This window comes from Streptomyces sp. P5F9, from assembly GCF_057961495.1.
The window spans coordinates 1-14,143 of the sequence record NZ_JBXVPZ010000246.1; the positions used below are offsets into that span (position 1 = coordinate 1).

Consider the following 14,143-nt stretch of genomic DNA (forward strand, 5'->3'; position numbering starts at 1 on the left):
GGGACGGGGCTTGATGCGGGGGCGGCCGAGGCGGCAACTGCCGGGCAGAGTGCGGAAGTTGCCGTGGGTGCCGAGCCGCGGGCGAGCAGGCGTCGCCGTACCGGCAGATGGCGTCGCGCCCTCCTCGCCGCACTCGTCACCGGCGCCGTCGTGATCCCCCTCTCCGCCGCGGTGCAGCCCGAGATCCATCCTGGTGAAGTTGGGCCTGAGGGACCGTACGCAGGCGGCGGTGTTCGCCTACGAGTCGGGGCTGGTCAGGCCGGGAGGCGGCCGCTGAAGCCGGGCCCGCGGGCGTACCTCTGGTGCCGCTGCGGGGATACCCCGTAGTACTTGAGACGGACGGCCCAGGACCCTTCTCACAGGTGACGACGGCTACCCGCCCCGCCGCCTACCGTTTTGAATGTGACCGAGACGACCCAGCAGATGCCGCCAGGCGCCGCCACCAAGCCGCGCAGCCCGGAGTTCAGGCTGGCCGCGGACGCCCTGCGCGGGCTGCGGCAGGACCTGCTCCACGACGCCTTCGCCTACCGCCCGTTGCCCCGCTCCACCGCCGAGGGCCCGCTCACCCGGCGCCTCAAGGGGCGGCAGCGGGAGTACGCGACATGGAGCCCGCACGCCCTGGTCATCGCGGCCGGCCTGCTCGCGATGTTCATCGCCTCGGACAACGGGATCCGCGGCGCGGGCAGCAACACGATCCTCGGCCTGCTCGCCCTGCTGCCGGTGCTGCTGACCATGGTGCGGCCGGTCGGCGCGTTCTGGCTGTCCATGGTCGCCACCCCGGTCGCCACGATGCTGGCGAACGAGTGGGACGACTCGTGGCCGTGGCTGGCCGGCAGTTTTGCCTGTCATCTGTTCGTGCTGACGATCGTGGCCATACGCACCCGGCCGCGCACCGCCGCCTGGATGTGGGCACTGACGGCGGTCTACGGCTTCATCGCCGGCAACGTCTCCGGCGGCCGCGAATTCCGCTCCGACACGGCGCAGGTGCTGTTCAGCTCCGCGCTGGTCCTGCTCGGCGTCGCGGTCTGGCAGATACGCCGCGAGGCCCGGCAGGAGGTGACCGCCCAGCAGACGGTCACGGCGCACGAGCGGTCCCGGCGCACGCTGCTGGAGGAGCGCACGACGATCGCCCGCGAGCTGCACGACGTGGTCGCCCACCACATGTCGGTGGTCGCCATCCAGGCGGAGGCCGCGCCCTACCGCGTGGAGAACCCGCCGCCGGAGCTGGAGCGCGCGTTCGTCACCATCAGGGAGAACGCGGTGGCGGCCCTGACCGAGCTGCGCCGGGTCCTGGGCGTGGTCCGGGCGGAGGACTACGAGGCGCCGGACGCCCCGCAGCCGACCCTCGCCGACATGGACGCGCTGCTCGCCAACGTGCGCGACGCCGGCCTGAGTGTCGACAAGGCGGTGACGGGGGCGGTGCGTGAACTCCCGCAGGGCGTGGAGCTGTCGGCGTACCGGATAGTGCAGGAGGCGTTGAGCAACACCCTGCGGCACGCGCCCGGTGCGAGTGCCCGGGTGGAGATCGGTTACGTGCTGGGCGGGCTGGGCCTGCGGATAGTCAATGGCCCGATGCCCGAGCCGAGCCTGGTGAAGCCCTCGCCCGGCGCGGGGCACGGCATCACCGGGATGCGGGAGCGGGTGTCGATGCTGAACGGCGAGATGACGGCGGCCCCGGCGGACGACGGCGGCTACGAAGTGACGGTGTTCCTGCCGGTCCCGAGTGCGAGTGAACCGGTGCCGAGCGCCAGGGAAGGTGACGCATGACGATCCGCGTACTGATCGCGGACGACCAGATGATGGTGCGCGAGGGCTTCTCGGTCCTGTTGGGCGCGATGCCGGACATCGAGGTCGTCGGCGAGGCGGTGAACGGGCGCGACGCGGTCGAGCGGGTGCGTGAACTGGCCCCGGACGTCGTGCTGATGGACATCCGCATGCCGGAGATGAACGGCATCGAGGCGACCCGGGAGATCGTCGCGGCGGACAGTGCGGCGAAGGTGCTGGTGCTCACCACCTTCGACCTCGACGAGTACGTGTACCAGGCGCTGCGCGCGGGAGCCTCCGGCTTCCTCCTCAAGGACGCCTCGGCACGTCAACTCGCCGACGGGGTGCGGGTGGTGGCGGCCGGCGAGGCGCTGCTCGCGCCCTCCGTCACCAGACGGCTGATCACGGAGTTCTCGAAGCTGTCCGAGACACCCCGCCTGATGCCGGCCGCGCAGCAGGGGACGTACGGGGATCTGACCGAGCGGGAGACGGAGGTGCTGGTCCTCATCGCCCAGGGTCTGTCGAACGGGGAGATCGCCGAGCGGCTGGTGGTCGCCGAGTCGACGATCAAGACCCATGTCAGCCGGATCCTGGTGAAGCTGGGACTGCGGGACCGGACGCAGGCGGCGGTGTTCGCGTACGAGGCGAGGCTGGTGAGGCCGGGGTGACGCGGGATTCCGAGGTCACGCTCACCCCGGCTGGGACAGCGGAGGCGGCGGACATCCGGGTGCTGTGCAGCACCGACCCGGTGATCGCCCGGGACGGGCTGGTGGTGCTCGCCGACCCGAAGTCCGTCGTACCGAAGTCCCTCGTACCGCCCGAGCATGTCTTCCCGTTGATCAGCGCCCCCGCCGTGGCCCTGGCCGGCCGGACGGCGCTGGCCAGGGTCAACACCCTGCTGACGGCAGCCCAGTTGGCGAAGCTCACCGCGTCGGTCGACGCGATCGACAGACCGGAAAACCCGGACACCGCGCGCCCTGGCGACGCCGACACCCTCAACGGGCCGATCCCGCCCGACAATCGAACCCCCACGTGATCCTCCGGCCGCAGGCGCACCCCTTGTGCGCGAATGTCCGGGACGGCGCCGATGACGTCGCGGCCTGCCGGGGGTTCGCGATGGTCCACCCGAACGAGCCGGTCCCCGGCCGGGATTTGCGATGATGCGCGCGAACCGCCCTGCGTTCAGAACTCGTTGCCCCCACCGGCGAAACCTACGGGTGACACCAGGGCGATGCGGATCAGGCCGGGTTCGGGAGGAGGGGCGTCGTAGACGTAGGTGACGGTGAGTGTGGGACGGAGGCCCGTGCCTTCGATGCGCGTCGTGTAGATCTTCATGCCACCGACGGCGCTTTGTGCTCTCCGGCCCAGTGCCGGATTCTTCTCCAACTCGGCGCGCAAGGTCTCGACGGCCTCAAGTGCTCCGCCGCCGATGGCGAGGCAGCGAGCGTGGGCCTCACGGGTGATCTCGGCGACGGTCGGCTGCTGGTTGTCGTTCACCGACCGTTTTCCCGAGCCGAGCGGATTTCGGCGACAGCCGCGGCGACGGCTGAGTCGAATGAGGGGTCCTGGCGCGCGATGACTCGGCCGCGGAACTCCTCGACGAGGCGGACGACGCCGGAGAGGTCCGCCGGGTCGGCATGGTTGATCTCGCGGGCCAGCTCGGCCTCGAAGTCGTCCGCGTCGCCGGGGAAGCCGTAGCCCATGGTGAGGGCGGCACGGAGCTCCCCAATGGTGCGCATGGAGGGGATGTGGGGCTGGCCGGACTCTGCCGGTCGGGTGGTCATGGCGGCGGCTCCCTTTCGCGGTGTCGCTTTCACGGTACCCGGACGATTCCGTACGGTGCCTCTCACGCTGCGTCCAGTTCGCACCAGACGTACTTGCCGCGGTTGCCGTTCCTGGACTGCGGTTGCCAGCCCCATTGGTCGGCGCAGGCCCGGACCAGTGCGAGGCCGCGGCCGTCCTCGGTGGTGGTGAGCTGGTCCCACGCCTGGGGTGGCTCGGGTGGTTCGGGGTTCGCGTCCCAGGCGCCGATGCGTAGTACGCCGGCGGAACAGCGGACGCGTAGGGCGGCGGGGCCGTCGGTGTGCCGTACGGCGTTGGCGATCAGCTCGGTTGCCAGGAGTTCGGCGGTGTCGACGAGGGTGATCAGGCCGTGCATCGTGAGGATGAGGCGGAGGGTGCGGCGACTGATCGTGACGGCGCGGGGGTCGTTGGGGATCTGGAGTGTGTACTCCCAGGCGGCACTTTCGGGCATGGGTGAACTCCGTTTGTGGGGTGGGGAGTTGGCGTTCGGGGCCGGTGGCAGTGCCGCAGCCGTCGTGGCAGGGCGGAGCGGTGCGCTTCCGGTACCCCGGGGTTTCGCAGGGTGTGCGTCGCGTCACTGACGGTATGGCACGAATTGGCGCCAGCGCAACCGGCTGGCGTAATCTGACACCCGAACGTGGCGCCGCTACCGGGGCGTTGGGAACAGGAGGGTGCATGCCGCCGAGGAGTAACCCCACAGCGCGACAGGTGCGTTTGGGGACTGAACTACGCAGGCTGCGCGAGGCCGCCGGTTTGAAGGCCCGGGAGGCGGCGGCCCTCCTGAACTCGACCTCCGGCCAGATGAGCCACATGGAGTTGGGTATCGCGGCGGTCAGTGCGGAGCGCGTTCGCCGACTGGCTGTCCACTACGCCTGCACGGACACGGAGTTGATCGACGCGCTCGTGGCGATGGCGACCGACCGTACCCGTGGCTGGTGGGAGGAGTACCGGGGAGCGCTACCGCCGGCGTTCCTCGACACCGCCGAGGCCGAGCACCACGCGACGTTCCTTCGCGAGGTCGTGATCATGCTCGTGCCCGGGCTGCTTCAGACCCCCGACTACGCTCGCGCGGTCTACTCGTACATGCGCCCCGAGCTTCCTGAGAACGAGGTGGCCCTACGTGTTGAACATCGGCTGAACCGGCACGTCGTCATCGAAGGCGACGACCCCACCCCGTACGAGACGGTCATCCATGAGTTCGCCCTGCGTGTCCAAGTGTCGGATCGCCGGGCGTCACTCGCTCAACTCGGCTTCATTCTGGAGGAGATCGAGAAGGGGCACGCCGTTGTACGGGTCATCCCCGTCGATTACGTGGGTTTCGCGGGTGCCGGAGCCTCGATGATGTATCTGGGTGGTCCCGTGCCCCGGTTGGACACCGGGTTGCGTGACTCGCCGACCGGTGTCGGCTTCTCCGATGCGGAGGCCCAGTTGGAAAAGCTCCGCACGCTGTTCCATAAGGTGAGGAGCGCGTCACTGGACCCGGTGGCGTCGCGGGACTTCATTCACCGGCTGGCTAAGGACCTGTAATGAACTGGCTTAAGTCGACGTACTCCAGCGGTGGCGACGGCGACACCTGCGTCGAGATAGCGGAACTCCCCACCCGCACAGCCGTCCGAGACTCCAAGTTGCCCAACCGCGCCACCCTCTCCTTCCCCACCCCCGCCTTCACCGCCCTCGTCGAGCACATCAAGGGTGGCCGGCAAAGTGATCGTCTCGGCGGTGAATCGACCCCGCCGGTCGTGTGAACGACCGTCCCCGTACCTGAACGGCAAATGCCTGGCGTTCAATGGTGACAGCGTGGGTCTTCGAACTTGAGCGGTGCGGCTCTCCCCGATCTCCCACTCTCCCGCAAGGATCCGTGCGCGCAGCACCTCGGCGACTGCCAGACAGGGCGCCTCTCGGGGCATGGTCGACTCTCCGGTTGCTCTGCTCTCCCGTGCGGCATCCGGTGATCCTGCAGCCTCCTGGATCACCGAGATCACCGGGATCACTGAGGTCGCCCCTGGTCAGACCGGGTGCTGTCGGGCTAGCGTCCCTGCATGGCAGCCTTTGACCCCTGGGACCCCGCGTTCGTCGACGACCCGTACCCCGCCTACGCCGAACTTCGCGAGCGGGGCCGGGTCACGTACTACGAGCCCACCGACCAGTGGCTCGTCCCCCGCCACGCGGACGTCTCGGCGCTCCTCCGCGACCGCCGCCTCGGCCGCGCCTACCGACACCGCTTCACCCACGAGGACTTCGGCCGTACGGCACCGCCGCCCGAGCACGAGCCCTTCCACACCCTCAACGACCACGGCATGCTCGACCTGGAACCCCCGGACCACACCCGCATCCGGCGCCTGGTCTCGAAGGCGTTCACGCCGCGCACGGTCGAGCAACTGAAGCCGTATGTGAGCCAGTTGGCGGCCGACCTGGTGGACGGGCTGGTGGCGAAGGGCGGCGGCGACCTGCTCACGGACGTGGCGGAGCCCCTCCCCGTGGCGGTGATCGCCGAGATGCTGGGCATCCCGGAGTCGGACCGCGCCCCGCTCCGCCCCTGGTCGGCGGACATCTGCGGGATGTACGAACTGAGCCCGTCCGAGGACACGGCGGCGAAGGCGGTCCGCGCGTCGGACGAATTCTCCTCGTATCTACGCGAGTTGATCGCTGTCCGCCGCAAGAACCCGGGCGACGACCTCATCTCCGGCATGATCGCGGCCCACGACGAGGACGACGACCGCCTCACCGAACAGGAGCTGATCTCCACCGCCGTCCTCCTGCTGAACGCGGGCCACGAGGCGACGGTGAACGCCACGGTGAACGGCTGGTGGGCGCTGTTCCGCAACCCCGACCAACTCGCCGCCCTGCGCGCGGACCACTCGCTGATCCCCTCCGCCGTCGAGGAGTTGATGCGCTACGACACCCCGCTCCAGCTCTTCGAGCGGTGGGTGCTGGACGAGATCGAGATCGACGGTACGACGATCCCGCGCGGCGCGGAGATCGCGATGCTGTTCGGCGCGGCCAACCACGACCCGGCGGTCTTCACCGACCCCGAGCGCCTGGACCTCACCCGCGCCGACAACCCGCACATCAGCTTCAGCGCGGGGATCCACTACTGCATCGGCGCGCCCCTGGCCCGTATCGAACTCGCGGCTTCCATGGGGGCGTTGCTGGAGAAGGCCCCGACGCTGAGGTCGGCGGCGGAGCCGGAGCGCAAGCCGAACTTCGTGATCCGGGGCCTGGAGGGGCTGAGCGTCGAGGTGGAGTAACGGCCCCTCGCGGGGCCCGGACGTGCCGCACCCCGGGCCGTGCCGTCGGGCTATCCGACGCGCCGGACCAGAGCCCAGACGCCGAGTGACGCGATGACCCCGCCCAGGACGGCCAGCGGCAACTCCGCGTACAGGACACTCCAGTCGGGGCTCGCCTCGAAGCGGTAGAAGCGGTCCCGGACATCGTACGACCACACCGCCAGCCCAACTCCCGCGCCGAGTACGGCGGTCAGACATCCTCCGGCGGCCTGCGCGCGTTGTCCCATACCCGGGACGGACGCGTGCGGGTCGCCGGAGGTTCCCGGTCGTGAACCCGGTCGGGTGCTCGGTCAGGTCGTGAGGTCGCGGCGGCGCAGAGCCGTCAGGCCTACGGCGACCAGGGCCGCGGCGATCGCCGTGAGGACGGTCACCGGGCCCCAGGCCATGTCTCCGCCCGGGAGCTTCGGCAGGTGGCCGAAGGGGGAGATGTCCAGGACCGCCTGGGGAAGGTTCAGCGCGGGGCCGATCCAGCCGAGCGCGAGGGCGAGCCCGGCCGCTGCCCAGGACGCCGGGGACAGGCGCGGGGAGATGCCGTGGAGGAGCACTGCCAGGGCGCCCAGGGCCCAGATCGCCGGGAGTTGGACCAGGGTGGCCGCGAGGATGGGGCCCAGGTCGGCGCCGTAGCCCAGGGTCAGGCCGAGGCCGCTCAGCAGCATGATCAGTACCGCGCCTCCGAAGGCGATGGCCAAATGGCCCGCCGCCCAGCGCAGGCGGCCGACCGCGTTCGCGAGGATCGGTTCGGCCCGCTGGCCGGTCTCCTCGCTGTGCAGCCGTAGGACCGAGGAGACCGCGTACAGCGCGGCGAGCATGCCGAACATGCCGGCCATCGTGGCCAGGAACGCGTTCTCGATGCCGGACTGGCCGCCCATCCGTTCGATGATCTCGCGGGTCTTGGCGTTGTCCCCGACCAGGTCCGCCGCGCCCTTCGTGATGCCGCCGAAGGCGACCCCGGCCGCGAAGAATCCGAGGCTCCAGCCCAGTACGGTGCCCCGTTGGAGACGCCAGGCCAGTGCGCCCGCTGTGCCGAGGCGGCCGTGGGCCGGGCCCGGGCGGGCTGGGAAGAAGCTCATACCCACGTCTCGGCGGCCCGCCAACTGGTAGGCCAGCAAGCCCTGGAGGAGGGCCGCGGTGACGAACAGGGCCAGTACCCACCAGCGTTCGGACGCGAACGGGCGCAGGTTCTCCAGCCAGCCGATCGGGGAGACCCACGTCGCAGGGGAGGAACCGTCGTTGGTGGTCGAGTCTCCTACGGCACGGAGGACGAAGGCCGCGCCCAGCAGTCCGCCGGTCAGGCCCTTCGCGAGTCGGCCGCTGTCCGTGAACTGGGCGACGATCGCCGCGAGCGTCGCGAACACCATGCCCACTCCGCCGATGCCGAGCCCGAGAGCCAGCGCTCCCGCCGAACCCTGGCCGGCCATACCTCCCGTAATCAGCAGCGCCAGCGCGGAGTTGGCGACCAGTGCCGTCAACAGGGCCGCCGTCAGCGGTGCCCGGCGGCCCACCATCGCCGAGGAGACGAGTTCCTGGCGGCCGCTCTCCTCCTCGTCGCGGGTGTGCCGTACGACGACGATCAGGCTCATGACCCCGGCGAGGATCGCGGCATAGCCTCCAATGCGCCACGCGGTGAGACCGCCGAGCGAGTCGCTGAACACCGGGCCGTAGGTGGCGCGCAGCGAGCTGTTGGTGAGCATCTGGCGGGCGATGTCGGCGCGTTCGGCGGGGGTGGAGTACACGGTCTTCAGGGAGCCGGGGAGGGAGAGGACCAGCAGGCCCGTCACCGCCACCCAGGCCGGGATCACCACGCGGTCGCGGCGCAGGTTGAACCTCAACAGGGCGCCGGTGCCCGCCAATTGACGGGAACCACCGGTGCCGGCGCCGGTGCGTGCGGGGAACGCCGCGGCCGTCATTCCGTCTCCTGGTAGTGGCGGAGGAACAGCTCCTCCAGCGTCGGCGGCTTCGAGGTCAGCGAGCGGACGCCGGACTCGCTCAACGAGCGCAGTACGGCGTTGAGTTGGTCCGTTTCGACTTGGAGGCGGACTCGGTGGCCTTGGCTGTTCTGAATTTGCTGGGTGGCGAGGTCGTGCACCCCCGGCAGGGACGCCAACCCGTTGGGCGCGCCGGTGAGTTCGGCCGTCACGCTGGTGCGGGTGAGGTGGCGCAGGTCGGACAGCGAACCGCTCTCCACCGTGCGGCCCTTGCGGATGATGCTCACCCGGTCGCACAACTCCTCCACCTCGCTGAGGATGTGGGAGGAGAGCAGGATCGTGCGGCCCCGGTCGCGTTCCTCCTCCACGCAGCGCTGGAAGACCTCCTCCATGAGGGGGTCGAGGCCGGAGGTCGGTTCGTCGAGGATCAGCAGGTCGACGTCCGAGGCGAACGCGGCGACGAGGGCCACTTTCTGGCGGTTGCCCTTGGAGTACGTGCGGCCCTTCTTTGTGGGGTCGAGTTCGAAGCGGTCGATCAGGTCGGTGCGCCGGGACTTGTCGAGGCCGCCGCGCAACTTGCCGTAGAGATCGATGACTTCGCCCCCGGAGAGGTTGCGCCACAGCGTCACGTCGCCGGGGACGTAGGCGACCCGGCGGTGCAGTTCGACGGCGTCGGTCCAGGGGTCGCGGCCCAGGAGTTGGGCCGCGCCCGAGTCCGCGTGGAGGAGGCCGAGCAGGACGCGGATCGTCGTGGACTTGCCGGAGCCGTTGGGGCCCAGGAAGCCGTGCACCTCGCCGGCCTCGACATCCAGGTCGAGACCCGCGAGGGCTTGCGTCCTGCCGAACGACTTGTGCAGTCCGGAGACGGTGATTGCCTTCGTCATGGTTCAGAACGTACGCTTCTTTCAGAAATTTGTGAAGTTAAGGAAGTGTGTGAAGCCCGGGTAGGGTGAGTCCATGACGGATGAGGCGGAGCGGGACCAAGAGGCGGTCTCGAAGTTCGTGGAGAGTTTCGCGGCGCAGCTCGTCGAGGCCGGGATGCAGCGGATGCCGGCCCGGGTCTTCGCGGCGCTCCTGTCCTCCGACGACGGCGCGATGACCTCCGGTGAGCTGGGTTCGCAGCTGCGGATCAGTCCGGCGGCGGTGTCCGGGGCGGTGCGGTATCTGGCGCAGACGCACATGGTCTCGCGTGAGCGGGAGCCGGGTTCGCGGCGCGAGCGGTATGTGGTGCACGGCGATCAGTGGTACGAGGCGCTGACCAATCGCGAGGCCCTCATCAAGCGCTGGGAGGGGGCTCTGCGGGAGGGGGTCAGCAGTCTCGGTGCGGAGACACCTGCGGGGCGGCGGATGGCCGAGACGCTTGCGTTCTTCGAGTTCGTCGAGGGGGAGGTCGCGGCGATGATGGAGCGTTGGCGGGTTCACCGGGAAACACGGTTCGGTGGAACCCCTTAAGGGGCGCGGGGCTGTATCGATGTGCGGCTCCGCCGCGTGGGCGCGACCAGCCACGACGCTCCCGCAGATTCGTACTCGTCTGCGGCCCGGTGGTGGGCTGGTCGCGCCCCGCGGCGGAGCCGCTCATGTCACAGCCCCGCGCCCCTAAAAGAACCTCAGCGCTCCTTGGTTTCTTCGAGGACCGTGCGGCCCAGCAAGGCATAGCGCTCAGGAGCCCTGCGCTTCAGGTACTGGGCGTAGCCGATGCCCGTCGCCGCGACCAGCAGTACCAGCCACGGGGTTGCCTTCAGGACCGGCGAGTTGGACTCCGAGCCTGCCGCGACGCTCATGTTGGACACCAGGAGCAGCACCACCGCCAGCATCGCGATACCGCCGACCAGCGGAGCCGTGAACGTCTTGAACCAGTGCCGGCTCTCGGGGTGGTTCTTGCGGAAGTAGGCGAGTACCGCGAAGGAGCAGACCGCCTGCACGACGAGGATCGCCATCGTGCCGAGGATGGCCAGCAGGACGTACAGCGCGTTGGCCGGGTCCTTGCTCGTGGCCCAGAAGCCGAGGATCAGTACCGCGCTCACCACCGTCTGCACCAGGCCCGCGATGTGCGGGGAGCCGTGCTTGGCGTGGGTGCGGCCGATGGTGTTCTTGAGGGACGGGAGCACACCCTCGCGGCCCAGGGCGTACATGTAGCGGGACGCGCAGTTGTGGAAGGCCATGCCGCAGGCGAGCGAGCCGGTGATCATCAGCCACTGCATGAGGTCGACGGCCCAGTGGCCGACATAGTGCTCGGTGGGGTTGAAGAAGAGGGCGAGCGGGTTCGCGGAGGACGCGGCCGTCACGGCCTCGGACTCGCCGTTGCCGATGATGGCCATCCAGGAGACGAAGACGTAGAAGACGCCGACGCCCAGGACGGAGATCATCGTCGCCTTGGGGATGATCTTCTTCGGGTCGCGGGACTCCTCGCCGTACATCGCGGTCGACTCGAAGCCGACCCACGACCAGAAGGCGAAGAAGAGACCGAGACCGGCGGACGTCCCCTTGAACGCGTTGACCGGGTTGACCGGGCCGAAGGTGAAGCCGTGCGGGCCGCCGCCGTGCAGGGCGACCGAGATCGCCATCGCCGCGAGGACGGTCACCTCGGTGCCGAGCAGGACCACGAGGAGCTTCTCGGCGACCGAGACGCCGAACCAGGTGCCCGTCGCGTTGACCGCGAGCATCACCAGCGCGAAGGCCCACCACGGGATGTCAAGTCCCGTCTGGTCCTTGAAGGTTCCGGTGGCGAAGGTCGAGAAGATGCCGATCAGCGCGGGCTCGAACACGGCGTACGCGAACGTGGCGAGGAGCCCGGAGGCCAGTCCGACGGTGCGGCCGAGGCCGTAGGAGATGAAGCCGTAGAAGGCGCCTGTGGACGTGATGTGCTTCGCCATTGAGGTGAAGCCGACGGAAAAGATTGCCAGGACGACCATTGCGACGAGGTAGCTCGCCGGGGCGCCTATGCCGTTGCCGGACGAGACCATGAAGGGCACGTTGCCGGTCATCGCGGTGATCGGGGCGGCCGTCGCGACGGCCATGAAGACCACGCCCAGCAGGCCGATGGCGTTGGGCTTGAGCCGGTGAACGGCGCCGTCCTCGCTTGTGTTCGCCGCGGGGGCGACTCCTTCGTCCACTGCCATCGGATGGCCCCTCTCCTGCTGCTCTCGCTGCCGTTCGGCTGGTGTGTCGAACCGGAACTCTGTAGGGCGAATGAGTCGGCCAAGGGTTGCGGGACGTTAAATGTTTGTCAACCAGACCTTTAGAAATCTGAGGAAATCTGGGGGCAACACGCGGCTCGTACGGTCACCGGCATGAGTACGTACACCTCCACGCTCGGCGGCCACAGCTACCGCTTCGGCTCCCTCGCGCGCCTGCTCGCCGCCGCGAGCCCGGAGCGCTCCGGCGACCGGCTGGCGGGGCTGGCCGCGTCGTCCGCCCAGGAGCGGGTCGCGGCACGCTGGGCGCTGGCGGACGTACCGCTGACCGCGTTCCTCGCCGAACCGGTGATCCCGTACGACACCGACGACGTGACCCGGCTGATCCTCGACACGCACGACACGGGTGCGTTCGCGGCGGTGGCCGGGCTGTCGGTCGGCGGGTTCCGGGAGTGGCTGCTGGCGGCGGAGACCGATGAACTGGCCGCCGTAGCGCCGGGGTTGACGCCGGAGATGGTCGCGGCGGTGTCGAAGCTCATGGGCAACGCGGACCTCGTCGCGGTCGCGCGCAAGGTGCGGGTGGTGACCGCATTCCGCTCGACGATCGGTCTGCCGGGGCGGTTGGCGACCCGCCTCCAGCCGAACCACCCGACCGACGACCCGGCGGGTGTGGCCGCGGCCCTGCTCGACGGACTGCTCCTCGGCTCGGGCGACGCGGTGATCGGCATCAACCCGGCGACGGACAGCCCGAAGGCGGTGAGGGATCTGCTGGAGCTGCTGGACGGCGTGATCCAGCGGTACGCGATCCCCACCCAGTCCTGCGTCCTCTCCCACGTCACGACGAGCATGGACCTGATGGAACGCGGGGCGCCGGTGGATCTGGTCTTCCAGTCCATCGCGGGTACGCAGGCGGCGAACGCGTCCTTCGGCGTGACGCTGGGGCTGCTCGACGAGGCGTACGAGGCGGCGAAGGCGCTGGGCCGGGGCACGGTCGGCTCGAACGTCATGTACTTCGAGACGGGGCAGGGCAGCGCGCTGTCGGCGGACGCGCACCACGGGGTGGACCAGCAGACGGTGGAGGCACGGGCGTACGCGGTGGCCCGCCGCTACGACCCGCTCCTCGTGAACACGGTGGTGGGCTTCATAGGCCCGGAGTACCTCTACGACGGCCGGCAGATCCTCCGTGCGGCCCTGGAGGACCACTTCTGCGGCAAGGTGCTGGGCCTGCCGATGGGCCTGGACATCTGCTACACCAACCACGCCGACGCGGACGACGACGACATCGCCACGATGCTCACCATGCTCGGCGTGGCCGGCGCGTCCTTCGTGATCTGCACACCGGGCGGCGACGACATCATGCTCAACTACCAATCCGCCTCGTACCACGACGCGTTGTACCTCCGCGAGGTCCTCGGGCTGCGCCCGGCACCGGAGTTTGAGACCTGGCTCGCCTCCATCGGCCTGCTGGGCGAGGGCGGCGAGATCAGGGACGTGTCCGGTACGGCCCACCCGTTGACGGCGATCGGAAGGGAACTGGTGGCATGACGATCAGTCAAGTGGAGTCTGTGGAGCGGGATTTGTGGCCTGCCCTGCGCCGCCACACGCAGGCGAGGATCGGCCTGGGCCGGGCGGGCTCGGGCCTGCCGACGCACCACCGGCTGGAGTTGCAGGCCGCGCACGCGGCGGCGAAGGACGCGGTCCACTCCCCGTTCGAGCCGGACGTCGTGGCGGCGGCGCTGCGAGGCGAACCGACCGTACGGGTGCGCAGCGCGGCGCCCGACCGCCTCACCTACCTCCAACGCCCCGACCTGGGGCGCCGTTTGGACCCCGCCGACCGCGCACACCTGCCGGTGGGGGATTGGGACGTGGTCTTCGTGGTCGCCGACGGTCTGTCGAGCCGGGCGGTGCACGAGCACGGCGCGGCGATGGTCCGAGCGACGACGGCCCTCCTGCCGACGGCGTGGCAGGTCGCCCCGGTGGTCCTCGCCGAGCAGGCACGGGTGGCCCTGGGCGACGACGTCGCCTCGGCGATGGGCGCGGCGATGGTCGTCGTCTTCGTCGGGGAGCGCCCCGGGATGTCGGCGGCGGATTCGCTGGGCGCGTACCTGACGTACCGGCCGAAGCCGGGGGTGACTACGGATGCGGACCGGAACTGCCTGTCCAACATTCGGCCGCCGCTGGGGCTTATGTATGAGACAGCGGCGGGAAAGTTGGCGGGGTTGATGGGGAG

General features: G+C 69.8%; 17 protein-coding genes and 1 pseudogene. 10 read left to right on the forward strand and 8 right to left on the reverse strand.

Annotated elements, in window-relative coordinates; all coding sequences use genetic code 11:
• Positions 1 to 189: hypothetical protein (locus AC31A1_RS31450; protein WP_489656578.1), on the reverse strand; the 189-nt coding region annotated here is incomplete at its 3' end.
• Between AC31A1_RS31450 and AC31A1_RS31455 the strand changes: the two are divergent.
• The 4 genes and pseudogenes from AC31A1_RS31455 to AC31A1_RS31470 all read left to right on the forward strand — a co-directional run.
• A pseudogene (locus AC31A1_RS31455) lies at positions 188 to 277 on the forward strand (DNA-binding response regulator); the annotation flags it as partial. The gene AC31A1_RS31450 and the pseudogene AC31A1_RS31455 overlap by 2 nt on opposite strands.
• A gap of 125 nt (positions 278 to 402) precedes the next feature.
• Positions 403 to 1,767, forward strand: a complete 1,365-nt coding sequence (locus AC31A1_RS31460) for a sensor histidine kinase (protein ID WP_489656579.1) — start codon at positions 403 to 405, stop codon at positions 1,765 to 1,767.
• The gene (locus AC31A1_RS31465) at positions 1,764 to 2,432 is read left to right on the forward strand and encodes a response regulator (protein WP_489656580.1); all 669 of its coding nucleotides are present in this window, start codon (positions 1,764 to 1,766) and stop codon (positions 2,430 to 2,432) included. Before AC31A1_RS31460 ends, AC31A1_RS31465 begins: the two co-directional genes overlap by 4 nt.
• Positions 2,429 to 2,800 carry a hypothetical protein gene (locus AC31A1_RS31470; protein ID WP_489656581.1) on the forward strand — a complete coding sequence of 124 codons (372 nt, stop codon included), beginning with the start codon at positions 2,429 to 2,431 and terminating at the stop codon, positions 2,798 to 2,800. The genes AC31A1_RS31465 and AC31A1_RS31470 overlap by 4 nt, the downstream gene beginning before the upstream one ends.
• Before the next feature lie 146 nt (positions 2,801 to 2,946).
• On the opposite strand, the gene AC31A1_RS31475 is transcribed toward AC31A1_RS31470, so the two are convergent.
• The 3 genes from AC31A1_RS31475 to AC31A1_RS31485 all read right to left on the reverse strand — a co-directional run bounded on the left by AC31A1_RS31475 (position 2,947) and on the right by AC31A1_RS31485 (position 4,018).
• Positions 2,947 to 3,261: a hypothetical protein gene (locus tag AC31A1_RS31475; protein ID WP_489656582.1), complete on the reverse strand. Its 315-nt coding sequence runs from the start codon at positions 3,259 to 3,261 to the stop codon at positions 2,947 to 2,949.
• Positions 3,258 to 3,548: a hypothetical protein gene (locus AC31A1_RS31480; protein ID WP_489656583.1), complete on the reverse strand. Its 291-nt coding sequence runs from the start codon at positions 3,546 to 3,548 to the stop codon at positions 3,258 to 3,260. The genes AC31A1_RS31475 and AC31A1_RS31480 overlap by 4 nt, the downstream gene beginning before the upstream one ends.
• 62 nt (positions 3,549 to 3,610) lie before the next feature.
• A complete protein-coding gene (locus tag AC31A1_RS31485; RefSeq protein ID WP_489656584.1) occupies positions 3,611 to 4,018 on the reverse strand; it encodes an ATP-binding protein in 408 nt (135 codons plus the stop codon).
• Positions 4,019 to 4,242: 224 nt separating this feature from the next.
• Between AC31A1_RS31485 and AC31A1_RS31490 the strand changes: the two genes are divergently transcribed.
• The 3 genes from AC31A1_RS31490 to AC31A1_RS31500 all read left to right on the forward strand — a co-directional run bounded on the left by AC31A1_RS31490 (position 4,243) and on the right by AC31A1_RS31500 (position 6,815).
• Positions 4,243 to 5,094, forward strand: a complete 852-nt coding sequence (locus AC31A1_RS31490) for a helix-turn-helix domain-containing protein (protein WP_489656594.1) — start codon at positions 4,243 to 4,245, stop codon at positions 5,092 to 5,094.
• Positions 5,094 to 5,312, forward strand: coding sequence for a DUF397 domain-containing protein (locus AC31A1_RS31495; RefSeq protein WP_489656585.1), 219 nt, complete (start codon positions 5,094 to 5,096; stop codon positions 5,310 to 5,312). Before AC31A1_RS31490 ends, AC31A1_RS31495 begins: the two co-directional genes overlap by 1 nt.
• Positions 5,313 to 5,606: 294 nt before the next feature.
• On the forward strand, positions 5,607 to 6,815 hold the full coding sequence (locus AC31A1_RS31500) for a cytochrome P450 (protein WP_489656586.1): 1,209 nt from the start codon (positions 5,607 to 5,609) through the stop codon (positions 6,813 to 6,815).
• 50 nt (positions 6,816 to 6,865) lie between these two features.
• On the opposite strand, the gene AC31A1_RS31505 is transcribed toward AC31A1_RS31500, so the two are convergent.
• The 3 genes from AC31A1_RS31505 to AC31A1_RS31515 all read right to left on the reverse strand — a co-directional run bounded on the left by AC31A1_RS31505 (position 6,866) and on the right by AC31A1_RS31515 (position 9,663).
• On the reverse strand, positions 6,866 to 7,081 hold the full coding sequence (locus AC31A1_RS31505; protein ID WP_489656587.1) for a hypothetical protein: 216 nt from the start codon (positions 7,079 to 7,081) through the stop codon (positions 6,866 to 6,868).
• 63 nt (positions 7,082 to 7,144) lie between these two features.
• Positions 7,145 to 8,761 (reverse strand): ABC transporter permease, encoded by a 1,617-nt coding sequence (locus tag AC31A1_RS31510; protein WP_489656588.1) that lies wholly within the window; start codon positions 8,759 to 8,761, stop codon positions 7,145 to 7,147.
• Entirely contained in the window at positions 8,758 to 9,663 is a 906-nt protein-coding gene (locus tag AC31A1_RS31515) for an ABC transporter ATP-binding protein (protein WP_489656589.1), read from the reverse strand. Before AC31A1_RS31515 ends, AC31A1_RS31510 begins: the two co-directional genes overlap by 4 nt.
• Before the next feature lie 73 nt (positions 9,664 to 9,736).
• Here AC31A1_RS31515 and AC31A1_RS31520 point away from each other — a divergent pair, with 73 nt between their 5' ends.
• Complete coding sequence (locus AC31A1_RS31520) at positions 9,737 to 10,231, forward strand: GbsR/MarR family transcriptional regulator (protein ID WP_489656590.1); 495 nt, start codon at positions 9,737 to 9,739, stop codon at positions 10,229 to 10,231.
• 155 nt (positions 10,232 to 10,386) lie between these two features.
• Here AC31A1_RS31520 and AC31A1_RS31525 read toward each other — a convergent pair whose 3' ends face one another.
• Positions 10,387 to 11,898 carry an APC family permease gene (locus AC31A1_RS31525; RefSeq protein ID WP_489656591.1) on the reverse strand — a complete coding sequence of 504 codons (1,512 nt, stop codon included), beginning with the start codon at positions 11,896 to 11,898 and terminating at the stop codon, positions 10,387 to 10,389.
• Between the two features lie 171 nt (positions 11,899 to 12,069).
• Here AC31A1_RS31525 and AC31A1_RS31530 point away from each other — a divergent pair, with 171 nt between their 5' ends.
• Positions 12,070 to 13,458, forward strand: a complete 1,389-nt coding sequence (locus AC31A1_RS31530; protein WP_489656592.1) for an ethanolamine ammonia-lyase subunit EutB — start codon at positions 12,070 to 12,072, stop codon at positions 13,456 to 13,458.
• Positions 13,455 to 14,143, forward strand: a 689-nt coding sequence (eutC, locus tag AC31A1_RS31535; RefSeq protein WP_489656593.1) for an ethanolamine ammonia-lyase subunit EutC, incomplete at its 3' end; no start/stop codon positions are given. The genes AC31A1_RS31530 and eutC, both read left to right, overlap by 4 nt.